Raw genomic sequence first — 22,446 nt, forward strand, 5'->3', positions numbered from 1 at the left:
GGGGACAAGCCAGGCTTCGCGGTTGCAACGTCACGGTCCGATTGGCGCCGCATTTGGTCGACAGAAGGCGATTTCGGGGACGCGAGACGATCGATGCTGAAGGTCTGGCTTCTCTGGCCTCGAAACGTCATAACATATCACTCAGCTTGATCGGCCGAGCGATGGCCGGCCACCGGTGCGGGATCGGATGGATCAGAACGACGCGGCGCCGATCAGGATGACGCTCCGAAGGACCTGGCTTCGGCGCGGACTGGCGCGCCCTGAGCTCGTCGCCGCCGCGGCCTGCCTGCTCGCCGCCGGCTGCGCGGCCGGACCGGACTTCAAGCGGCCCGCGGCGCCTTCGGTCAGCGGCTATACGGCCCGGCCGCCGTCCGCCACGGTCGCGACGCCGGGAGCCGCCGGCGGGGCGGCGCAGGCCTTCGAGGCGGGCGCCGACATCTCCGGCGACTGGTGGACGCTGTTCCATTCGCAGCCGCTGAACCAGCTGGTCGACACCGCGCTCGCCAACAACCACGACCTCAAGGCGGCCGAGGCGGCCCTCGCCGCCGCCCAGGAAACCGCCCGCGCCAGCCGCGGCGCCTTCTACCCCAATGTCACGGCCGGCTACTCGGCCGTGCGCCAGCGGCAGTCGGGGGCGCTGGCCCCGACGCCGAGCTCGAACGCCACCCAGTTCAACCTGTTCACCCCGCAGGTCAGCGTCAGCTATGCGCTCGACGTGTTCGGGCTGAACCGCCGGACCGCCGAGGCGGCGCAGGCCCAGGCGCAGGCGACCCGTTTCCAGATGCTGGCGGCGCACCTGACGCTCACCAGCAGCGTGGTGGTGGCGGCGATCCAGGAGGCTTCGCTCAACACCCAGATCGAGGCGACACGGGAGCTGATCGAGGCCGACGCCAAGATCGTCGAGATCCTGAAGTACCAGCAGGCCAAGGGCTATGCCGGCGGGCTCGACCTCGCCGCCCAGCAGGCCCAGCTCGCCCAGGCCCAGGCCACCCTGCCGCCGCTCATGAAACAGGCGGCCCAGCAGCACCACCTCCTGGCGGTGCTCACCGGTCGGTTTCCCAGCCAGGCGCCGCCGGAGACCTTCGCCCTGGCCAGCCTGCAGCTGCCGACGGAGCTGCCTCTGAGCCTGCCGTCCCGCCTGGTCGAGCAGCGGCCGGACGTGCGCCAGGCCGAGGCCAACCTGCATGCGGCCAGCGCCCAGGTGGGGATCGCCGCCGCCAACCGGCTGCCCAACATCCAGCTCACGGCCAGCGCCGGCTCGACCGGCCTCACCTTCGCCAACACCTTCGGGCCGGGCCAGGCCTTCTGGACCCTGGGCGCGGCCCTGACCGCGCCGATCTTCGACGGCGGGACGCTTCGCCACCAGGAACGGGCCGCCCGCGACGCCTACCGCCAGAGCGCCGAGCAGTACGCCGGCACGGTCCTGGGCGCGTTCCAGAACGTCGCCGACACCCTCACCGCCATCGACCAGGACGCCCGCGCCCTGAAGGCGAGCGCCGCCGCGGCGGAGGCGGCCAGGACCACGCTGGATCTCTCCGAACGCCAGTGGAAAGCCGGCTACGCCAGCTATCTGACCCTGCTCAGCGCCGAGCAGGCCTACCAGCAGGCCCGCATCGCCCTCGTGCAGGCGCAGGCGGCCCGTTACACCGACACCGCGGCCCTCTATCAGGCGCTGGGCGGCGGCTGGTGGCGCCGCGCCGATTTGGCCAAGGACACCGATGAGCACTAGAGCCGTTCCCGGACTGCATCGGGCGCTCGGGGGCGCCTTGCTGGCCGCGGCCGTGATCGGCCTGTGCGCGGCTTGCTCCGGCAAGTCCGACGATGCGGCCGCTGCCGCCGCGACGACGCCGCGGCTGGTGACCCTGACGTCGGCTCAGCTGCAGCGCGTGCGCCTCTACACCGTGGCGCCCGGCAGCTTCCACAAGTCCGTGCAGGCGAGCGGCGTGGTCGATTTCGACAACGACCAGGCGACCAGCGTGCTCGCCCCCATGTCGGGCCCGGTGTCGCGCCTGCTGGTGGAAGCCGGCCAGGCGGTGCGAGCCGGCCAGCCGCTGGCCACGGTCGACTCGCCCGACTACGCCACCGCCGTCAGCACCTATCGCAAGGCGCTGTCGGCGGCCCAGAACGCCCGCCGGATCGCCGAGACCGACAAGGACCTCGCCCAGCACAACGGCGTCTCCGCCCGCGAGGCGCAGCAGGCGCAGAGCGACGCCGCCGGCGCCGAAGCCGACCGCGACGCCGCCCGCCAGACGCTGGTGTCCCTGAAGCTCAGCGCCCAGGCCATCCGCGACATCCAGCAGGGCCGCGCGACCTCGGCCATCGAGGGCGAGATCCGCGCGCCGATCGCCGGCACCGTGGCCGAGAAACTGATCACGCCGGGGCAGCTGCTGCAGGCCGGCACGACGCCGGCCTTCACCATCGCCAACCTCTCGCGGATGTGGGTGATGGCCCAGATCCCGGCCTCCGACCTGGCTTCGATCCATGTGGGCGACACCGCCTTGGTGGAGACCGGCGGCGCGCCGGCCGCGGTGTCCGGGGTCGTCGACAACATCGGGGCGCTGGTCAACCCCGACACCCGCGCGGTGCTGGCGCGTGTGGCGGTGACCAATCCCGGCGGCGTGCTGAAGAAGCAGATGTACGTCCGGGTCACGATCCAGTCGCGACAGGCCACGAGCGGACTGCTCGCGCCGGTCTCGGCGATCCTGCGCGACGATGAGAACCTGCCGTTCGTCTATGTGGCCCAGGCCGGCGGCGGCTTCGCGCGCCGGCACGTGACGCTCGGCTATCGGGCCGGCGACCAATACGAGATCGCCGAAGGCCTGCAGGCCGGCGAGCGGGTCGTGGTCGACGGCGGCCTGTTCGTCCAGTTCATGCAGAACCAGTGAGCGAACCCCTGCCCCCCGTCGACCCGCCGCCGGTCTCGGGGTCGGTGATCAACCGCGCGGTGGGCGCGGCCCTGCGCCAGCCGTTCCTGGTGGTCATGATGACGGTCATCCTGATCGTCGTCGGCGTCTGGTCGCTGCTGCGTCTGCCGGTGGACGCCTATCCCGACCTCGCGCCGGCGCGGGTGGAGGTGATCACCCAGTGGCCTGGCCACGCGGCCGAGGAGATGGAGCGGCTGATCACCGTGCCGATCGAGAACGGGCTGAACGGCGTGCCGCGCACGACGGTGCAGCGCTCGATCTCGCTCTACGGACTCTCCGACGTGATTCTGACCTTCCGGGACGGAACCAACCGCGATGTCGCCCGCCAGGAGGTCTTCAACCGGCTCCCGGACCTCAGCCTGCCCAGCGGCGTCACGCCCTCGGTCTCGCCGCTCGCCTCGCCGTCCGGCCTCATCTACCGCTACGTCCTGCAAAGCCCCGACCGCTCGCCGATGGAGCTGAAGACCTTCGAGGACTGGACGGTTGAGCCCCAATTCCGCTCCGTCCCGGGCGTCGCCGATGACTCGGGCTTCGGCGGCGGCACCATGCAGTATCAGGTGCTGTTCGACCCCGCGAAACTGGCCGGGGTCGGCCTCTCCATCCAGCAGGCGCAGGCGGCGCTGGCGGCCAACAACAGCAACGCCGGCGGCGGCTTCTATTCGCAGGGCGGCCAGTTCTATTACGTGCGTGGCCTGGGCCGGCTGACCACCACCGAGGACGTCGACAACGTCGTGCTGGCTGTCCACAACGGCGTGCCGGTGCTGGTCAAGGACGTCGCTCACACCGTCATCGGCATCGCCCCGCGGCTCGGCGAGTTCGGCTACGAGGCCCAGGACGACGCCGTTGAAGGGGTCATCCTGCTGCGCACCGGCGAGAAGACCCAGGACGTCCTGAAGCGCGTCGAGGCCAGGACCGCCGAACTCAACGCCCACGTCCTGCCCAAGGACGTCAAGATCGTCCCCTTCTACGACCGCACCGACCTCATCAAGCTGACCACCAAGACGGTGGGCGCCAACCTGCTGCGCGGCATGGTGCTGGTGGTCGTGATCCTGATCTTCTTCCTCTACGACGTGCGCGCCGGCCTCATCGTGGCGGCCACCATTCCTCTGGCCCTGCTGTTCGCCTTCGCCTGCCTCAACCTGCAGAACGCCTCGGCCAATCTGCTGTCCATCGGCGCCATCGACTTCGGGATCCTGGTGGATGGGGCGGTGGTGATGGTGGAGAACATCTTCCGCCAGCTCGCGCTTCGCCAGGGCCAGCCGCTGGACGTCAAGCAGGTCATCCGCGACGCCGCCTCGGAGGTCGACCGCCCGCTGGTCTATGCGGTCGGAGTGATCGTGGTCAGCTTCCTGCCGATCTACGCGCTGTCGGGCCCCTCCGGCGTGCTGTTCCGGCCGATGGCGAACACCATGATCTTCGCCCTGATCGGGGCGCTGATGGTGACCTTGACCCTGCTGCCGGTGCTCTGCGCCTGGCTGATGCGCGGCGGAGTCCGCGAACGCCGCAACGCCGTCTTCGAGCGGATGCGCTCGCTCTACGCCAAGGGCCTCGATTTCTGCCTCGAGCACCGGTGGGGTGTGCTCGCCGGGTCCGGCGTCCTGCTGGCGCTCGCCCTCCTGGCGCTCACCGCCGTCGGCGGCGAGTTCATGCCTCAGCTCGACGAGGGCGCGCTCTGGGTGCGGGCCACCATGCCCTCCACCATCTCGTTCGAGGAATCCGCCAAGATCACCCCGCAGGTGCGCCAGATCCTGCGGTCCTTCCCGGAGGTGACGACAGTCGGCTCCGAACTCGGCCGTCCCGACGACGGGACCGATCCCACCGGCTTCTTCAATGTCGAGTTCTACGTGGGCCTGAAGCCCTATTCGGAATGGACCGGGCGCTATCGCGACAAGGCCCAGCTGGTCGCGGCCATCAATCGCAAGCTCGAGGGCTTCCCAGGCGTCATCTTCAACTACACCCAGCCGGCGCAGGATGCGGTCGACGAGGCCGAGACGGGCCTGAAGAGCGCGCTGGCGGTGAAGGTCTTCGGGCCCGACCTGCAGACCCTGGAAACCAAGGGCAAGGCGATAAAGGCGGTGCTGCAGCAGGTGCGCGGCATCGGCGACGTCAGCCTGGTGCGCGAGCTCGGCCAACCGAGCCTGACGCTGAAGATCGATCGCGCCAAGATCGCCCGCTACGGCCTCAACGTCGACGATATCAACAACCTGATCCAGACCGCCATCGGCGGCCAGGTCGCCACCCAGGTGGTGCAGGGGGAGAAGCAGTTCGACCTCGTGGTGCGGCTCGACCGCCAGTACCGCGACACCCCCGAGGCGATTGGCGACATCCTCGTCGCCACGCCCGGCGGCCAGCAGCTGCCGCTCAAGGAGTTCGCCGACATCGGGGTGACCAACGGCGCCTCGTTCATCTACCGCGAGGACAACTCCCGCTACATCGGCGTGCAGTTCTCGGTGGAGGGCCGCGATCTCGCAAGCGCCGTGCAGGACGCCATCGCCCAGGTGAACGCCAAGGTCAGCCTGCCCCAGGGTTACCGCGCCGACTGGGGCGGCGACTACAAGGAGTACACGGCCTCGCGCGACCAGCTGAAGCTGATCGCGCCCCTGACGCTGTTCCTGATCTTCCTGCTGCTCTTCGCGCTCTATGGGAACCTCAAGTTCCCGCTGATCACCCTGGCGGGCGTCCTGCTGTCGGCGCCGGCGGGCGCCGTCGCAGCGCTCTGGGCGACCGGCACGCCCCTCTCGGCGTCCTCGGAGATCGGATTCCTGGCTCTGATCGGCGTCGCCGTGCAGACCGCGGTGGTCTACATTTCCTACGTCAATGAGCTCCGGCTGGGCGGAACGCCGCTCAAGGAGGCGATCCGGGAGGGCGCGATCCTGCGGTTCCGGGCGATCGTCATCGCCGCCCTGGTCGCAGCCCTTGGCCTGCTGCCGGCGGCGATCGCCACCGGGGTCGGCACCGACACCCAGCGCCCATTTGCCCTGGTGATCGTCTCGGGCCTGCTGATCTGCCTCCTGGTCATCATCTTCCTGATGCCGGTGCTCTACGCCCTGGTGGCGCGGCCCGACGACAGGCTGCAGGTCTGATGACGGGGGCCCGGGGCGGCGCGGCCGCCCCGGGACGACAGGATCAGAAGTGGTAGGTGACGCCGAAGTTGGCGACCACCGGGTCGAGCAGCACCTTGGCCCGCACCGGAGCCGCGCCGAGCATGCCCGTGGCCACCGTGCCGACGAAGGCCTTCTTCACGTCGATGAAGCCGCCGACGTGGTCGGTGAACATGATGTCCGCGCCCGCCTGCAAGAGGCTCCCGACGCTGCTCTTGGCCGAGACATTGGTCAGCACTGCGTCCGTGGTCTTGAAGATGATCAGGAACGAAGCGCCGGCCCCAACGTAGGGCTGGAAGCGACCGTCGCGGTTGAAGTGATACTGTACGGTGAGGCCCGCGGGGCCGCCGGTGATCTTGCCGGCCGTGCCGAGCCCGGTGAGGCTGCCGGCCGCCTGGACCTTGAAGTTGGGCGGGAGGCCGCCGGCGAACGCGACCGCCACGTGCGGCGTCACGTAATAGCCGAGCTCGCCCTCGACGGTCCAACGACCCTTGATCTGCACGTCGGCGCCCGGCACCGAGGCGCCGCCCGCTTCCATGGAGGTCTTCTCCACGGGATGGACGAAGGCGGGGCCCGCGTGGACGAACCAACGGTCCGTCGTTTCCGCGTGCGCCGGCGCCACGACCGCCATGCCCAGGACAGCGGCCATAGCCGCAGCTTTGAGAGAATACATACCCATCACCCCGTATTTCTTGATTATGAGGTTTGAGTATCTAGTCGATAAACCTTAATAAAGACTGATCCGAAAGCTTTATGAATTCCCTAACCTGTCTTACTTGTTTCTGAATCACTTTGCGGTGCAGAACGGCGTTATGCTACCTATGGTTCATAGAATTCGCACTATGGATACGTGCACCGTTACTTAAGGTCATGTAGACATGTTCGGAGAAGAAGACGGCGTCGCGGGGAGGCGGCGAGACTGATGTCGCAGCGCAAAGCAGAGTCGGACGGTCCGGGTCGGATTCTGATCGTCGACGACGTCGAGGACAATCGCGCGGTGCTCGGCCGGCGTTTCCAGAAGCGCGGCTTCGAGATCGCCGAGGCGAGCAGCGGCCACGCCGCCCTGGAGGCTATCGCCGGCGGCGTCTTCGACGCGGTCCTGCTCGACGTGATGATGCCGGACATGGACGGCATGGAGGTGCTCAAGCGGATTCGCGAGCGCCATTCCGAGCTGGTCCTGCCGGTGATCATGGTCACCGGGCGCACGGAGAGCCACAACATCGTCGAGGCCCTGTCGGCCGGGGCCAACGACTACATCGTCAAGCCGGTGGACTTCGCCGTCGCCCTGTTGCGCGTCAGCACCCAGGTCGGACGCCGCCGCGCCGAGGAGCAGCTGCGCCTGGCCAACGAGGCGCTCAGCCAGTCCAACTCCGACCTCGAACGGCGCATCGCCGAGCGCACCCAGGAACTGGTGGACGCCAACGGACAATTGCGCACCGCCATGGAGCAGGCCCAGGCCGCCAACCGGGCGAAGGACGAGTTCCTGGCCAGCATGAGCCATGAGCTGCGCACGCCGCTGAACGGGCTGTTGCCGATGGCCGCCCTGCTCAGCCAGTCGAACCTGAACGAGTCGCAGCGCGGCATGGTGGGGATCATCAAGACCTCCGCCGACAGCCTGTTCGATCTGATCAGCGACCTGCTCGACACCCTGGATCTGAATGCCCGGGGCATTGAGCTGTCGCCGGCGCGGATGGAGCTGGAGACCGCCGTGCGCGAGGCCGCCGAGCGGCCGGCGTCGCGCGCGGCGCAGAAGGGGCTGGCGTTCAGACTGGAGGTCGAGCCCTCCGCGCGGGGACACATCGACGCCGACTGCCATCGGTTCAAGCAGGTGGTCGCCAAGCTCTTGGACAATGCCGTCAAGTTCACCGAAGCCGGCGAAGTCGCCCTGTCGGTGAGCCGCCCCCGGGCGAAGCCCGATCATCTCGTCCTCGAGGTCCGCGACACCGGCGTCGGGTTCGACGAGGCGACCGCGGAGCGGCTGTTCAAGCCCTTCGAGCAATCGGACGGCTCGCTGACCCGGCGGTTCGGCGGGGCGGGGGTGGGCCTGACCATCATTCAGCGCATCGTCGAGCTGATGGGCGGCGCCATCGCCGCCAACGGCAAGCCCGGATCCGGCGCGGTGTTCCGCGTGGAGCTGCCCCTGCCCGCCCTGGGCTGAGCCGTCAGGACTGAGTTCGGAAAAGGCCGTCAAGGGCGACCGCGCGGCGGCCGCCCCCGAAACTCCTGAGATCCCCGAGACCTCAAGCCGTGGCCTGAAGCGCCTCGGGCTCCTGGTTCATCCATTCGAATTCGGCGAACCCTTGATCGTAGGCGGCCTTCAGTCTGGCCACCGCGTCGGCGATGTTCTGCGGCGTGTGGTTGGCCATCACCTGCATGCGGAACCGCGCCTGGCCCTTGGGCACGGCGGGGAACTCCACGAGGTTGGCGATCAGGCCCTGCTCGGGAAGCCGGCGGGCGACCAGCCTGGCCAGGGCCTCGGAGCCCATCTTGACGCAGACGATCGCGGAGGGGTCGCCATAGACCTCGAAGCCCGCCTCGACGAGCTGGGCGCGCAGGCTGAGGATATTGGCCATCATCTTCTCGCGCAGCTGGCGGCCCTCGTCGCTCTCGATGATCTCGAAGGCCTTCAGCACCGTCGCGGCCTGCATGGGCGAGAGCGCGTTGGAGAAGGTGCAGGGCGGGCTGTAGAAGCGCAGATACTCCTTCACCTCGCGGTTGCGGCAGGCCACGAAGCCGCCGTTCGACCCGAAGGTCTTGGAGAAGCTGCCCATGATCAGGTCCACCTTGCCCAGCATGCCCTGCATGCCGATGTGGCCGCGGCCATCCTCGCCCAGGCAGCCCATGTCGTGGGCGACGTCCACCACCAGGGTCGCGTTGAACTCATGGCAGAGTTCCTGCAGCCCGACGATGTCCGGCGTGTCGGAGTCCATGGAGAACAGGCCTTCGGTCACCACCATGATGCCGTTCTCGACATCCTTGGCGCGGATCTTCTCCAGCCACTTGCGGCACTCGGCCACCTGGTTGTGGCGGAACAGGTAAATGTTCTTGGTCGCCGCGTTGGCGCCTTCCTGCAGGCAGGTGTGGGCCAGGGCGTCCATGACGATATGGTCGCCGCTGCGCACCAACCCCTTGATCACCCCGTAGCCCGCGGCCCAGCCGGTGGGAAAGAGGATCGCTTCGGGCATGCCGCAGAACTCGGCGATCTTTCGCTCGAGCAGCACCGAGTGCGAGGTGTTGCCGACCAGCGCGGCGGAACCGGCGCTGTGGACCCCGAAGACCTCGATGACCTGCTGGGCCACCTTCTTGATCTCCGGGTGCGACGACAGGCTCAGATAGTCCTGCGAGGCGAAGTTGACCCCGTGGATCTTCTGGCCGGAATCGTCGCGCGCGGCGCAGACCGTCGAGGGCCCCTCATCCGTCGAGCGCGAGAAGGGCCACAGCCCCTGGTTACGCCGCAGGTTCTGCCACTTGTAGAAGCCTTCGATGCGGTCCTGGAGGCCCGTACCACGCGGGTATCGGAAGTCTCGCATGCTGCCCGTCAAGGCGCCGGAACTCGCGTAGGCGTTATATGCTTTTTGCATCATAGTCCCCACCACCCTTGTTCTCAGGGCTCGAGGCTATAGTGCCCGGCATGTGTTAGTTTCACGTGTACTATGTATTGCGTGAATCTTGCGAGTTTAAGTTAACCGTGCCGAGAGTGAGCGGATTAACCTTAGCGAACTTTCGCCTATTCGTTGAGCGATCGGAAAGATGGTGCAACCTTCGCGCTCACCATCTTAGGTCCCGGCGCGCGCCGACGGCGGCGGCCTGGCTGGGCCCACAACGCACGATGGCGTCGGGCGGGCTCGCCGGACGCCATCGTGCGGTGGATTCAGGATCTTGGAGCCGTCGCGGGCCCGGAGGCGGGGCCGCTCTGGCTCGACCGCCCTAGGCGGCTTCGAGGCAGGCTTTGATCTTGCCCAGCAGGCGCGGCAGATCGACAGGCTTGGTGTCGAAGTCGGCGCAGCCCACTTCGACGCTGCGGGCGCGGTCGCTGGCCAGGGCGTGAGCGGTGAGCGCGATGATCGGGATGCCGCTGGTCGAGGGGCGACCCTTGATCAGGCCGGTCGCCTCCCAGCCGTCCATCTCGCCCAGCGCGACATCCATCAGGATGAGCGCGGGGGACTCCTCCTCGGCCATCCTCACCCCGCTGGGCCCATCGGGGGCGCAGCAGACGTTGAAGCCGTGGCGGGCCAGCCGCCGCGTCAGCATGTCCCGGTTCAGTTCGTTGTCTTCGACGAGCAGGATTTTGGTCATGGCTGGGCTCCGGAGACGGTTGTTCAGGCGGCGCTGGTGAGCGCAACGTCGAAGTTCGAAGCGCCCTCGCGGCTCACCTTGCGCGCGCGCCGCGCGCTCACCGGCGCCACGGGCAGGCTGATGACGAAGCAACTGCCGGCGCCCAGCGTGCTGGTCGCCTCGATCTGGCCCCCCATCAGGCGGCAGAGGGCCAGGCTGAGCGAGAGGCCAAGGCCGGTATCGCCGTATTTGCTGGCCGTGGAGTCGTGGGCCACGGTGAAGGTCTCGAAGAGCCGCGGCAGCATCTCGGGCGCAATGCCGATCCCGGTGTCCTGCACCCGGATCAGGATGCGATGGGCGGGCCGCGCGGGCTCGCGCGAGGCGGTCACGGTGACCGAGCCCTCGCTGGTGAACTTCACCGCATTGCCGAGGATCTGATCGAGCGCCTGGCTGACCCGCTGCCCGTCCCACTTGGCCGTGCCCAGGTCGTCGGCCAGGTGCAGCTTGAGCGGCACGCCCTTGGCCTGGGCCTTGGCGGCGTGGGCGCTGCAGAGGTTGCCGAGGAAGTCGCCGACCGCGACCTCCTCGTGCGTCAGCTCCATCTTGCCGGCCTCGATCTTGGCCAGGTCGAGCACCTCGTTGACCAGGCCCAGCAGATGCTGTCCGGCATGGTGGATCTTGTTGAGGTCCTCGGCCGAGCCGTCGTCGGGCTCGTCGGCGGCCTCCTCCAGCAGCATCTGGCTGTAGCCGATCACCGCGTTGAGCGGCGTGCGCAGCTCGTGGCTCATGTTGGCCACGAACTCGGCCTTCGCCAGGCCCGCCCGTTCGGCTTCGGCCGTGGCGCGGCGCAGCTCCGTCGCGGTGGCGAGGTGGCCGCGCATCTCCTCCTCCAGCTCGGCGCCCGAGGCCAGGATTCGCGCATAGTAGAGCGCCATCATGCTGACGTAGCCCGAGGCCGCCAGCGTCGAGACGATGCCCAGGCCCTGCAGGGCTTCCAGGGGCGTGTCCTCGGGCGGCGGCGGCATGAAGCGGTAGATGGCCGCGAACGCCAGGAAGTTGACCGTGAACTGCGCCAGCGCCATCAGCCGCAGCCGCGGATTGGCGCCCAGATAGAAGAAGGTCAGCAGCGGAATGCTCAGCACCCACGGCAAGGTCGGCGAACTGACCCCGCCGTAGAAGTAGCAGCTCCACAGGATGCAGAAGATCAGGTTCTGCACCGAGATGAAGGCCAGCAGGTTGTAGTGGCCGAAGGCGCGCAGCAGGAAGGGGAACACCCAGAAGGACGTGATCGAGATCCCCAGGATCGCCACGGGCCATCCCGGCGTCGGGTCGAGGAAGAACAGGGCGCCGGGCACGACGTTGCCAAGGAACGGGCCGCACAGGTGGCTGATCAGGAACATGCGCGACTGCTGCCGCGTCTCCCGCTGAGCGGCGAGCTCCGGCGGAATGAACCAGTCGATCGCCCTGTCCAGGACGCTCGTCGCCTGCTGCGGTGCCGTGGCCATCGCTGTTCGCCCCCAGACGGTCTTGGCGGGCCGCCCATGGAGAGGCTGTTCCCGTGCAGGCCGTCGAATAGTTTCGCCCATCTGGTTAAGGCCGCGCTGATTAAGATCGCGTTATTCCCGCGGTCCAGCAGGACATGCACCAGTTCTTAAGGGGTCTGCATGGTTACTCGGCCGGATATTCGAAACGTCAGATCGAACGAGGCGCGACTGTGGAATCGGTGATGAAACTGATCGACTGGTTCGTACCGGAGAAGGCGAAATCCGAGCGCTCCGAGCTGGGCCTCGCGCGCAACTTCGTGTTCACGCACCTCTTCGGGCCGCTGCTGGCCCAGTCGATCAGCCTGTTCCTCTATCTGACCGATCCGAAGCCGGGCTTCGCCGTCTGGACGATGATCATCAGTATCTGGGGGTTCTGGACCCTGCCGATGATCCTGCGGGTGACCAAGAACCTGCAGCTGGTGGCGCTGATGTCGGTGCAGCTGCTGGCCTTCGCCTCGCTGTTCGGCTCGTTCCACTACGGCGGCGTCAGCTCGCCGCTCTTGCCGTGGCTGCTGATCTCCCTGCTGCTGGGCTTCTTCTATCTCGGTGACCGGCCCCTGCTGGTGGTGGGCATGTTCGCCGCCGACGTGGCGCTCTTCGTCACCGCCTACATGCTGCATGGCGGCTTCGACCAGCGCGTGCCGATGAGCCAGCTGACCACGGTGGGCTGGATCTCGATCTTCTCGGCCACCGTCTACATGTCATGGATGGCGATCTACTACGTGAGCACCATCGCGCTCAGGTCGGACCTGGAGCGCGAGGCCCAGCGCCACCGCGCCACGGGCGTGCGGCTGCGCCAGGCCAAGGATCAGGCCGAGCGGGCCAACCTGGCGCGCTCCATCTTCCTGGCCAAGATGAGCCATGAGCTGCGCACGCCGCTGAACGCGGTGATCGGCTACAGCGAGCTGCTGCTGGAGAACGGCCAGGACAAGGGCGCCGACCCGCAAAAGCTGCAGGACCTCGGCCGCATCAATGCCGCCGGCCGCCACCTCCTGGCGCTGGTGACCGACGTGCTCGACCTGTCGCAGATCGAATCCAACTCGGTGCAGCTTTCGGTCGAGACCTTCGACCTGGCACAGCTGCTCGATGACGTGGTCTCGACCCTGCAGCCCCTGGTCGTGCAGAACGGCAACGAGATGCGCGTCGTGCACGGCAGCGTGCTGGGCACGGTGACCACCGACCAGACCAAGCTGCGCCAGGTGGTCCTGAACCTGCTGAGCAACGCCGCCAAGTTCACCCGCGACGGATCGATCGCCCTGGAAGCCCATCGCGACGACAAGGCCGGCGGCGACTGGATCGAGATCCGCCTCGCCGACACCGGCATCGGCATCTCCGAGGACGACCTGCCCAAGCTGTTCCGCGACTTCGCCCAGGTGGGCGAGGACTGCAGCCAGACCTATGGCGGCACCGGCTTGGGCCTGGCGGTCAGCCAGAAGCTCTGCGTCCTGATGGGCGGCGCCATCTCGGTGTCCAGCGAACTGGGCAAGGGCTCCACCTTCACCGTGCGGCTGCCCGCGGTGCTCACCGTCGACGAGCAGGCGAGCGGCGAGGCTGCGATCGCGGCCTAGTCGCCACGCGGGCGATTGGGTCGCGGACGACCAGCTTTGTCCGTCTTGGACACTTCGGCGCCGCCCGACATGTCGGCTTCTCACTCTGGACGGGATGACCGCTTTCGACCGATAGCGGACTTCAAGGGGCGGCTTTGGAAGCCATCTCGTGCGGATGACCTGGGGCTTCGTCTGTCGCGGCGCCGCTTGTGCGCGGAGACGCCGTTTACGGATGGCGCGTTGACAGATTAGGCCTACGCTCACGCGCGCCGTGCAACTGGGGGAGCCATGGCTGAGATAGCTGAAGAGGCGGCGGGCGAGTTCGCCGGCGTTGCCGGCGCCACCTCGGCCGGTCTCGGCGCGGCTATGGAACTGGCGGTCGCGCGCCGGCGCGGCAAGGCAAAACCAAAGTCCGACGATCCCGAACTCGATAGCTTCCTGCGGGGGCACGCGCGGCTCGCGGAGCTGCAGGCCGAGCACCTACACGAGCAGCGCGGCCTGATTATCTCGCGCCTGCGCTGGGGCCGATTCGGCGACCGCATGCGGGCGCTGCTGCAGGTGATGGCCGCATTGGCCGGCGCGGCCGTGGTGGCTCTGGTCGGGGCGATGGCCTGGGAGGCGCGCGAGGCGCACGGCCTGGCGATCGAAGCCTTCTCGGTGCCCCCAGACCTGGCGCGGACCGGGCTAACCGGCCAGGTCGCCGCCAGCCGCTTCCTCGACAAGCTGCAGGTGCTGCAGACGGCCACGGCCCAGTCGGACCGCCCGAGCCAGTCCTACAGCAGCGACTGGGGCGCGGACTTCAAGGTCGAGATCCCGCAGACCGGCCTGAGCTTCTCCGAGTTCGAGAAACTGCTGCGCGAGCGGCTGGGCCACGTGAGCCACGTCACCGGCGAGGTCGTGACCACGCCGACCGGCATCGCGCTCACTGCCCGGATGGCCGACGCGCCGCCGAAGACGTTCACCGGTCCAGTCTCCGCCTTCGACGACCTGGCGCGGCAGGCGGCCGAAGCGGTTTATCGTGACAGCCAGCCCTATCGCTACGCCGAGTACCTCGACAACGCGGGCCGCTGGGACGAGGCCTTCAAGGTGATCTCGGATCTGGCCACAAACGGCCCGCGCGGCGAACGCGGCTGGGCCTACGCCAAGTGGGCGGTCATGGACATCACCGACCACGGCGATCCTGCCGCGGCGCTCCGCCACGCCGCCCTCGGCCGCACCCCCGGGAGCGGCGCGGACATCAACGATCGGATCGCCTTCGTGAATACCGCGGTCTGGACAGGCCACGAGGAGGCGGACCTGGCCTACTCCAGGAGCCTGGCGAGGGACGCCCAGAAGCGCCTGCCCGACACGAGCGAGATCTTCTATACTTCGAACCGGCTGTTGGCCCACGCCTGGCTGAGCTTCCTGGAGGCCGACTACAAGGGTTCGAGCGGGTGGTGGACGCAGACCAGCTCCGAAACCGACTTCGGGGGCGGGGCGCTGGGTCCCATGATGGCCGCCACGACCGATGCGCTGGGGCATGACCTGCCGTTGGCGCGCGAGGCGATGACCCGGGCGACCGAGCACTCCGACTCCGAACTGGCCTGGAACATCGCGGTGGGCGCGTTCCCGGCCCTGCCCCGCTACTGGATGTTCGCCGAGCAGGGCCAATGGGACAAGGCGCTGGCCGACGCGCGGGCGTTCGACGCCGTGCTGGAAGCGGAGAAAGCCAAGCGGCCGGTCTATGGCCTGATGCAGCAGGTGCTGAGCTGGCCGCTGGAGGCGCTGGCGCTGGCGCGCACCGGCGATGTGCCCGCGGCCAAGACGCTGATCGGGAAGACGCCGCTGGACTGCTATCCCTGCCTGCGCGTCCGCGGCCAGGTCGCGGCCCAGGCGCGCGACTTGCCGACTGCCGAGCGGTGGTTCGCCGAGGCCGTGCGCCAGGCCCCCTCGCTGCCGCTGGCCTACGCCGAGTGGGGCCGCATGCGGCTGGACAAGGGCGACCCGGACGGCGCGATCGCCGTGCTCAGGATCGCTGAGACGAAGGCGCCCCGCTTCGCCGATCCGCCGCAGATCTGGGGCGAGGCGTTGATGGTCAAGGGCGATTTCGGCGCCGCGTCGCAGAAGTTCGCCGAGGCCGCCAAGCTGGCCCCCAACTGGGGTCGCAGCCACCTGAAGGCCGGCGAAGCCCTGGCGAAACTTGGCCAAGCCGACGTGGCGCGAAAGGAACTACGAACGGCCTCCGGCCTGAACCTGACGCCGACGGAGCGGGTGGAGCTTGCCGCGGCGCAGCATCTCTGAACGTCCGCTCTTCACCCGTCTCGGACGTTCGGAGGGACCGCTTTCAGGCTCGGTGGGAATGACCGCCTTCGACCAGTTGCTGACGCTCGCCGAGTCCGCTTACCGTCGAGTCTAAGCATGCTCGGGGGGCGGCGATGGAGAAGGTTTTGGGGAAGGCGCAGATGCGCAGGCTCGTCGTCGCGGCGGCCTTGTGCTGCGGTCTTGTCGCGGGCGTCGCTCCCATTGCCAGCGCCAGGGCGGCGGAAGTGTCCCCGCCGCGCGCGGCGCGGGACGAGCCAGGCCTTGTCGGCACGTGGCGCCTCGTCCGGTATGAGAACACCTCTGCGGATGGGAAGGTCAGCTACCCGTTCGGAGAACATCCGTTCGGCTACTTCGTCTATGATCCGACGGGGCACCTGAGCGTCCAGATCATGCACAATCCGCCGATCGCGGCGCCTTCGCCTGCGTCGGGTCCACAGCCCCCGGGCGACGCCGCCCCACGCGCCTTCATAGCCTATTTTGGCGCCTATAAAGTCGACAAGGCCAAGGGCGTTCTGCACCACATCGTCGAGGGTGCTTTAGACCCCAACTACGTGGCCAACCCGGATCAAGTCCGACCCTACCGGCTGCGGGGCGACACCTTGATCATCGAGCTGACCGATCCGAAGACCGCACGCCGCGCCTATCGGGAGCTTCACAGAGTGAAGTAGTGCGACCCCAGGGTCCCAACCTCCGCCACCCACCCGTTCCGTACAGCAACAACAACAGCTTGAAGGTTGCTCGCAAACCTAAGACGACGCTTCGCGGCCGCTCTCATAGCCCCTGTCCCATCGGCCGGATACGTACAGGTATCGCGCGACTTCAGGCGCTCGCCTCGAGCTCCTGCGTGATCACCTCAAAACCGACCAGGTCGGCCGCCCCGAACGTGGTGACGAGCGCGACATCGGCGGCATCGCGGCCGTGCGCCATCAGGACGCGGCCGATGCGCGGCCGATTGTGCCGGGCGTCGGCTGTGCGCCAGGCGCCGCCCAGGTAGACCTCGCACCAGGCGCTGAAATCCATCACGTCGCGCGACGCCGGCACGCCGATGTCTCCCAGGTAGCCGGTGACGTACCGGGCCGGGACATTCATGCAGCGGCACAGGGTGATCGCAAGGTGGGCGAAGTCGCGGCACACGCCGCGCTGCTCCTCGTGGGCCTCCGACGCCGTCCGGGTCGGCCGGGCGTGGGCGTAGCCGAAGGCGATCCGCCGGTGGACGTAGTCCATGATCGCCTGCACCAGCGGCCAGCCGGACGGCTCCTGGCCGAACAGATTCCAGGCCAGCGGCGTCAGCGCCTGGACGTCGCAATAGCGCGAGCCCAGCAGGAATTGCAGCACCTCGTCCGGCAGGTCTTCCACCGCCGCCTGGGGCGCGTCCACGGACGTCGGGTCGGCCTGGCCGCTGTCGCGGATGACGAAGTCGGCGCTCAGCGTCACGCGGCCGGCAGGCGCCAGGATGCGGCTACAGGTGTTGCCGAAGCTGTCGCGGTAGCGGCGCACGGGCAGCGGCGGATCGATCCGCAGCTCATCCGGCGTCTCGAGGTCTGCCTCCCGCTCGGGGCGCACGCTCAGCAGCGCCACCATCGGCGTCGGCGCGCCGCACTCGTAGATGATCTCGTAGCCGGCTCGAATGCGCATCGGATCCCGCTGTTAAGCCGATCGCGCAACTCTCAGCGGGATGGGAAGTTGCGCCGAAGCCTGCTCCACCTCGATCTCGACCTCGACGTCCATGCCGAGGAAGTCCGCGGCCAGCCCGTCCCACGAGCCGTGCAGCGGCAGGGCATGGCGTGGATCATTGACGACGGCGACCCGGATCAGGTCACGACCGCCGATCAGGCCATTGGTGGGATCGAAGTCGGTCCAGCCGCCGCCCGGCAGATAGACGCGCACCCAGGCATGGGTGTGGCCGCCGCCGCGGTGCCCCGGCCCCGACTTCGGCGAGCTCGAATAGATGTAGCCGGAGACGAATTTGGCGGCCAGGCCGAGGCTGCGCGCCGCTTCGGCCATCAGCACGGCGAAGTCGCGGCAGCTGCCGCGGCGGGTCTCCAGCGTCACCTGCGGCGTCTGCGGCGGGCCTTCGAGGCGCGTCGTGTAGGTGAAGTCGGCGTGGATCGCTTGGCTCATGTCGCCGAGCAGCCGCCCCAGCCGCGTGCGGCCGACCGGCCTCAGGAAGCTCATCGCCCAGGCGTCCACGGCCTCGCTGGGCTGGACGCGTTCCAGCGAGCGGGCGAGTTCGGCGGCGTCCTGCGGCGCATAGCGGAACGGCCCCCGCCCGATGGCGCTGTCCTCGCCCTCCAGGTCGAAGCCGTCTTCCGGCCGGTGATCCACGCGGACCCGGCTCTCGATGACCAGCCGGTCGGACCGGCCGGCGAACCGCACCACCCCGACGCTGCTGCCGCTGAGGTCGCAGATTTCGCGGTGCAGCGCCGGCTGCGGGCTGACGTCCACCTCAGCGGAGATCAGCCGCTGGTCGTGGGCCTCCAGCGGTCGCAGCATCATCCGGTGCTCGCCGAAGGCGACCGGGCTGCGATAACGGTAGGCGGTCAGGTGACGGATGGAGACGACCGGCATTGTGCAAATCAGCCGTCGATTCCCTTAACGGGTCCATGACAGCCCGCGGGTCGAAGGCGCCCGGGCGATGATTGTCCACAATCCAGGCGCCCCCTCGCCCTTCCTGTTGCTGGGCGATCACGCCGGACGCCATATCCCCGCCGAGCTCGGCGACCTGGGGCTCGCCGCCGGCGACCTCGACCGGCACATCGCCTGGGACATCGGCGTCGACGGCCTGGGCCGGCGCCTGGCCCAGGCGCTGGACGCCACCTTCATCGCCCAGACCGTTTCGCGCCTGGTCATCGACTGCAACCGCGACCCCGACCGCCCCGACGCCATCTGCGAGGTCAGCGACGGGACGCCCATCCCCGGCAACGCCGGCCTCTCGGCCGAGGCGCGAGCCCAGCGGATCGCCACGGTGTTTGGGCCCTATCACGCCGCCATCGCCGCGGAGCTGGACGACCGGGCGGCGCAGGATCGCCCGAGCCTTGTCGTGGCGCTGCACTCCTTCACCCCGGCGATGAAGGACGGCGCGCCCCGCCCATGGGAATTCGGCGTCCTGCACCTCGGCCGCTCGGCGTTCTCGGACGCCATCCTGGCGCGGTTGCGGGCCGAGCCGGATCGGCCCCGCATCGGCGACAACCAGCCCTATGAGATGGACGGCAGCGACTACACCGTCCCGCGCCACGCCATCGCCCGCGGCCTCGACTACCTTGAGCTCGAGGTTCGCCAGGACCTCATCGCCGCCGCCGCCGGCCGCCAGGGCGTCGCGGATCGCCTGGCCCGGTTGCTGCCTCTCGCGCTTGCTGATGCGACCGAGGGCGGCGCTCGCAGCGGCGCGACGGTCTGATTTCAGTCCTGGCCGCTGACCCGCTCGCAGATCGCGGAGATCAGCTGCTCCGCCACGATCGGCTTGGCGATATGCAGGTCGGCGCCGGCCTCGCGTGCGGCGGCCACGTGCTCGGCGAGCGCGTTGGCGGTCACCGCCAGGATCGGCGTGCGGGCGCGGACGCCGGCCTCCTCGAAGGCGCGCATCTCGCGGATGGCCGTCAGGCCGTCCATGACCGGCATCTGCAGGTCCATGAGTACGACGTCGAATTCGGATTCCCGGAAGGCGTCCACGGCCTCGGCGCCATTTTCCACGGCCAGCAGCTCGACGTCGATCTGGCTCAGCACGACCTCCACCACCGCGCGGTTGATCGGGTGGTCTTCGGCGAGCAGGACGCGCAGACGACGGGTTGGCGGGGTCGACACTCTGGCCTTCCGATCTCACGCCGCGGGGGCGCACACAGACCCTAACGCCTTGGGGTAACCAACCGGTCAATGCCGCGTCGATCGAGCGATTGGTTAACCGAACAAGGTTATTCTTGCTTAAGACCGATCGCCTATACGGGCATCTGGCAATTTCGCTCCATCTCGCATCCGAGAGCGCCATGACGTCACAAGCCCTGCCCCCGCGCCTGCTGGTCGTGGATGACATCGAGGACAACCGGACCATCCTGCGCCGGCGGTTCACGCGTCTCGGCTATCAGGTCATGGAGGCCGAGGACGGCGAGAAGGCGCTGGCCATGGCCGCGACCTACCCCTTCGACGTGGTGCTGCTCGACGTCATGATGCCGGGCATCGACGGGCTGGAGGTGTTGCGCCGCCTGCGGGTGAAGCATTCCGAGGCCGCGCTGCCGATCATCATGGTGACCGCCAAGGCCGCCAGCGAGGACGTGGTGGAAGCCCTGCTGATGGGCGCCAACGACTACATCACCAAGCCGGTCGACCTTGAGATCGCCGCGGCGCGCGTCGAGATGCAGCTGCGCCGCAAGCGCGCGGAGGACCGCGCCCAGGCCGAATACGGCGAACTCGAAGAACTGCTGACGGGGATGACCCAAGCGGTGTCGGACGCCCAGAACCGGGCGGCCATCCTCGACAAGGCCGGCCAGGAGAACCAGGGCGGCCTCTCGGGCGTGTTGAACGCGGCCCATGTGCTGATGCGCGTCTGCGACGCACCGGACCTGAAACAGACCATCGGCGTCATCGAAGGCGCCCGGGCAAGCCTCAGCGACATGATGGTCGAGGCCTTCCGCCCCGAGGTCGGGGACCGGCGCCAGCACGATCCCGACCAGCGCATCCATGTGCTGTCCGCCGATTCCGATCCGGCCCGCCACGAGGCGAGCCGCCGGACCTTCGCCGAATCCGGCGCCGCCATCGAGATCAGCGAGGCCGCCTGCGGCAAGGACGCCGTCGCCGCGGCCAAGGCCGGCCGCTTCGACCTCATCCTGATGAACGTCGACATGGCCGACGGCCTGGCCAGCATCCGCAAGATCCGCAAGGCCGAAGCCACCGCCAAGGACCGTCGCCGGCCCATCGTGGCGCTCTCGGAAGAGACCGACAAGGCGACCGCCGCGCTCAGCGCCGGCGCCGACCTGCATCTCAAGAGCCCGGTGACCGGCGCCAGCCTGCTGGCGGCGCTGGCCGGAGCCCTGCGCCGCGAGAGCGAGGACCTGACCGCCGCGGCCTGATCGCCGGATTCCCCAGAATGGGTAGCAAACCGACGGTTGAGCCGGCCCGATCCGCCGGTCGTTGACCCGGGATTCACGCGTTCCACTCAAAGCTCGGATCGACGCACACGGCCGGTCGAAGCCTTGACCGGTCCAGCGGGAGCGGAGCCATGCGGATCCTGCATATCGACGACAACGCGATGAACCTGCTGGTCCTGGACCAGATGCTCGCGGCGCTCGGCCATCAGACCGTGGCCGTCGCGACCGCCAAGGAGGCTCTGGCGCTGCTCGGTGAGCAGAGCTTCGACGTGATCATCACCGATATCCACATGCCGGAGGTCGATGGCGTCGAACTCCTGCGCCGCGTCCGCGCCAGCGAAGGACCCAACCGCGATTTGCCGGTGGTCGCCGTCACCGCCGACGTGATGAGCCGCCGCGAGGACGAATACCGCGAGCTGGGATTTGCCGCGATCGCCGCGAAGCCGCTGTTGATGCCATCTCTGGAGCGCGTGCTGAACGCCGCCCAGGCCGCGGCCCAGGACCGCAGCTTCGCCTCGGCCGGCCTGAAGAGCGGCTATGGCGACGAGGACCGCGCCTGGCTCCGCGCCGGCGGCCGCGCCCGCGTCGCCAAATAGAGCCACGACCGGCGCCCAACCTCCGCCCGCTCAACCCCGCCTTAAGCCTAGGGCTGGTACCAAGGTGCAGATGTGCGCGACGCGCGCGCGAATGTGGGCGCCACCGATGACCAAAGCCGCCGTTCCCAGCCGACTGCTCATTGTCCACGCCGACGATGACGCCCGCACCTTTGTGCGCCGGCGTTTCACCGGCCTTGGGTACGAGGTCGTGGAGGCGGCCGAGCACGCGCGGGCCCTGTCGCTGCTCGACACCAACCGTTTCGACCTGGCGCTCGTGGACCTGCAGACGCCGGGCCCCGACGGCGAAGGGGGGCTCGACCTCCTGCGCCAGATACGACAGCGGCGCGCCGCCGCCGAGCTGCCGATCCTGGCGATCGCCGCCGAAGGCGCCGGCGAGGACGCCGTCGAGGCGCTGACGCTGGGCGCGGACGACTGCCTGCTGCGGCCGTTGCACATCGACCTCGCCCACGCGCGCAGCGAGATGCTGATCCGCCGCCGAAGCGGGAGCCCCGCGCCCCAGTCCGCGAAGGGGGAGCTGCAAGGCCGGCTCGCCGCGCTCGAGGAGGCGGCGGACCGCACCCAGGCGGTCGCGGCCAACCTGGAAGAGCTGGGTCACGACGTCGCCTCGCCGATCAACGGGCTCCTGGGCGCGGCCGTCGTGCTCACCAGCATCTGCCAGACCCCGGACACCAAGCGGGCGATCGAGCGGATCGAAGCCGCCGCGGAGGCGCTCGACATCGTCATGGTGCGGGCGCTGGGACGCGCCGACCGCCGGAGCCGCGCGCCCAAGGCCAAGATCCGCGTGCTGCTGGCCGACGACGCCGCCGACAGCCGCTTCGCCATGCGTGAGCTGCTGCATGCCTCCGAGGTCGAGGTGGAGGTGATCGAGGCCTCCGGCGGCCTCGAGGCGGCGCTGATCACCGACACCATGTTCTTCGACCTCATCGCGGTGAACCTCGCCTCGCCCCAGGCGATCGCCGGCATCCGGGCGATCCGCCGGGCCGAACGCCAGACCAAGACCCGTCGCACCCCGATGCTGGCCTTCGGGACCGAGGCCCATCGCGCCGACGAGACGCTGGA

Annotated in this window: 18 protein-coding genes; 11 read left to right on the plus strand and 7 right to left on the minus strand. The window is 68.8% G+C overall.

What is annotated here, in order from left to right:
• Window positions 1–187: 187 nt before the first annotated feature.
• From VGT80_RS17605 to VGT80_RS17615, 3 genes are read left to right on the plus strand one after another with little or no spacing between them, the layout of a single operon-like run.
• Entirely contained in the window at window positions 188–1,729 is a 1,542-nt protein-coding gene (locus VGT80_RS17605; RefSeq protein ID WP_327457957.1) for an efflux transporter outer membrane subunit, read from the plus strand.
• Window positions 1,719–2,885 (plus strand): efflux RND transporter periplasmic adaptor subunit, encoded by a 1,167-nt coding sequence (locus VGT80_RS17610; protein WP_327457958.1) that lies wholly within the window; start codon window positions 1,719–1,721, stop codon window positions 2,883–2,885. Before VGT80_RS17605 ends, VGT80_RS17610 begins: the two co-directional genes overlap by 11 nt.
• Window positions 2,882–6,007, plus strand: a complete 3,126-nt coding sequence (locus VGT80_RS17615; protein ID WP_327457959.1) for a CusA/CzcA family heavy metal efflux RND transporter — start codon at window positions 2,882–2,884, stop codon at window positions 6,005–6,007. Before VGT80_RS17610 ends, VGT80_RS17615 begins: the two co-directional genes overlap by 4 nt.
• 43 nt (window positions 6,008–6,050) lie before the next feature.
• On the opposite strand, the gene VGT80_RS17620 is transcribed toward VGT80_RS17615, so the two are convergent.
• Window positions 6,051–6,674, minus strand: coding sequence for an OmpW/AlkL family protein (locus tag VGT80_RS17620; protein ID WP_327457960.1), 624 nt, complete (start codon window positions 6,672–6,674; stop codon window positions 6,051–6,053).
• Window positions 6,675–6,947: 273 nt separating this feature from the next.
• Between VGT80_RS17620 and VGT80_RS17625 the strand changes: the two genes are divergently transcribed.
• Window positions 6,948–8,183 carry a hybrid sensor histidine kinase/response regulator gene (locus VGT80_RS17625; RefSeq protein ID WP_327457961.1) on the plus strand — a complete coding sequence of 412 codons (1,236 nt, stop codon included), beginning with the start codon at window positions 6,948–6,950 and terminating at the stop codon, window positions 8,181–8,183.
• A gap of 82 nt (window positions 8,184–8,265) precedes the next feature.
• Here the strand turns inward: VGT80_RS17625 and VGT80_RS17630 are convergent, their stop codons facing one another.
• The 3 genes from VGT80_RS17630 to VGT80_RS17640 form a co-directional block, all read right to left on the minus strand.
• Window positions 8,266–9,555 (minus strand): aminotransferase class I/II-fold pyridoxal phosphate-dependent enzyme, encoded by a 1,290-nt coding sequence (locus VGT80_RS17630; protein WP_327457962.1) that lies wholly within the window; start codon window positions 9,553–9,555, stop codon window positions 8,266–8,268.
• Between the two features lie 397 nt (window positions 9,556–9,952).
• Window positions 9,953–10,321 carry a response regulator gene (locus VGT80_RS17635; RefSeq protein ID WP_327457963.1) on the minus strand — a complete coding sequence of 123 codons (369 nt, stop codon included), beginning with the start codon at window positions 10,319–10,321 and terminating at the stop codon, window positions 9,953–9,955.
• A gap of 23 nt (window positions 10,322–10,344) precedes the next feature.
• The gene (locus tag VGT80_RS17640; RefSeq protein WP_327457964.1) at window positions 10,345–11,805 is read right to left on the minus strand and encodes a HAMP domain-containing sensor histidine kinase; all 1,461 of its coding nucleotides are present in this window, start codon (window positions 11,803–11,805) and stop codon (window positions 10,345–10,347) included.
• Window positions 11,806–12,026: 221 nt separating this feature from the next.
• Between VGT80_RS17640 and VGT80_RS17645 the strand changes: the two genes are divergently transcribed.
• The 3 genes from VGT80_RS17645 to VGT80_RS17655 all read left to right on the plus strand — a co-directional run bounded on the left by VGT80_RS17645 (window position 12,027) and on the right by VGT80_RS17655 (window position 16,360).
• A complete protein-coding gene (locus tag VGT80_RS17645) occupies window positions 12,027–13,412 on the plus strand; it encodes a sensor histidine kinase (protein ID WP_327457965.1) in 1,386 nt (461 codons plus the stop codon).
• Window positions 13,413–13,679: 267 nt separating this feature from the next.
• Window positions 13,680–15,671, plus strand: coding sequence for a hypothetical protein (locus VGT80_RS17650; RefSeq protein WP_327457966.1), 1,992 nt, complete (start codon window positions 13,680–13,682; stop codon window positions 15,669–15,671).
• Window positions 15,672–15,805: 134 nt separating this feature from the next.
• Window positions 15,806–16,360 carry a lipocalin-like domain-containing protein gene (locus VGT80_RS17655; RefSeq protein WP_327457967.1) on the plus strand — a complete coding sequence of 185 codons (555 nt, stop codon included), beginning with the start codon at window positions 15,806–15,808 and terminating at the stop codon, window positions 16,358–16,360.
• 151 nt (window positions 16,361–16,511) lie between these two features.
• Here VGT80_RS17655 and VGT80_RS17660 read toward each other — a convergent pair whose 3' ends face one another.
• The gene (locus VGT80_RS17660) at window positions 16,512–17,327 is read right to left on the minus strand and encodes a transglutaminase family protein (RefSeq protein WP_327457968.1); all 816 of its coding nucleotides are present in this window, start codon (window positions 17,325–17,327) and stop codon (window positions 16,512–16,514) included.
• Window positions 17,328–17,339: 12 nt separating this feature from the next.
• On the minus strand, window positions 17,340–18,260 hold the full coding sequence (locus tag VGT80_RS17665; protein WP_327457969.1) for a transglutaminase family protein: 921 nt from the start codon (window positions 18,258–18,260) through the stop codon (window positions 17,340–17,342).
• A gap of 67 nt (window positions 18,261–18,327) precedes the next feature.
• Here VGT80_RS17665 and VGT80_RS17670 point away from each other — a divergent pair, with 67 nt between their 5' ends.
• Entirely contained in the window at window positions 18,328–19,089 is a 762-nt protein-coding gene (locus VGT80_RS17670; RefSeq protein ID WP_327457971.1) for an N-formylglutamate amidohydrolase, read from the plus strand.
• 2 nt (window positions 19,090–19,091) lie between these two features.
• Here VGT80_RS17670 and VGT80_RS17675 read toward each other — a convergent pair whose 3' ends face one another.
• Window positions 19,092–19,493, minus strand: coding sequence for a response regulator (locus VGT80_RS17675; RefSeq protein ID WP_327457972.1), 402 nt, complete (start codon window positions 19,491–19,493; stop codon window positions 19,092–19,094).
• Between the two features lie 179 nt (window positions 19,494–19,672).
• Between VGT80_RS17675 and VGT80_RS17680 the strand changes: the two genes are divergently transcribed.
• The 3 genes from VGT80_RS17680 to VGT80_RS17690 all read left to right on the plus strand — a co-directional run.
• Window positions 19,673–20,752: a response regulator gene (locus VGT80_RS17680; protein WP_327457973.1), complete on the plus strand. Its 1,080-nt coding sequence runs from the start codon at window positions 19,673–19,675 to the stop codon at window positions 20,750–20,752.
• Window positions 20,753–20,901: 149 nt separating this feature from the next.
• Window positions 20,902–21,366 (plus strand): response regulator, encoded by a 465-nt coding sequence (locus VGT80_RS17685; protein WP_327457974.1) that lies wholly within the window; start codon window positions 20,902–20,904, stop codon window positions 21,364–21,366.
• A gap of 106 nt (window positions 21,367–21,472) precedes the next feature.
• Window positions 21,473–22,446: response regulator (locus VGT80_RS17690; RefSeq protein ID WP_327457975.1), on the plus strand; the 974-nt coding region annotated here is incomplete at its 3' end.

It is taken from the genome of Phenylobacterium sp. (assembly GCF_035944335.1).
Classification (GTDB): Bacteria; Pseudomonadota; Alphaproteobacteria; order Caulobacterales; family Caulobacteraceae; genus Phenylobacterium.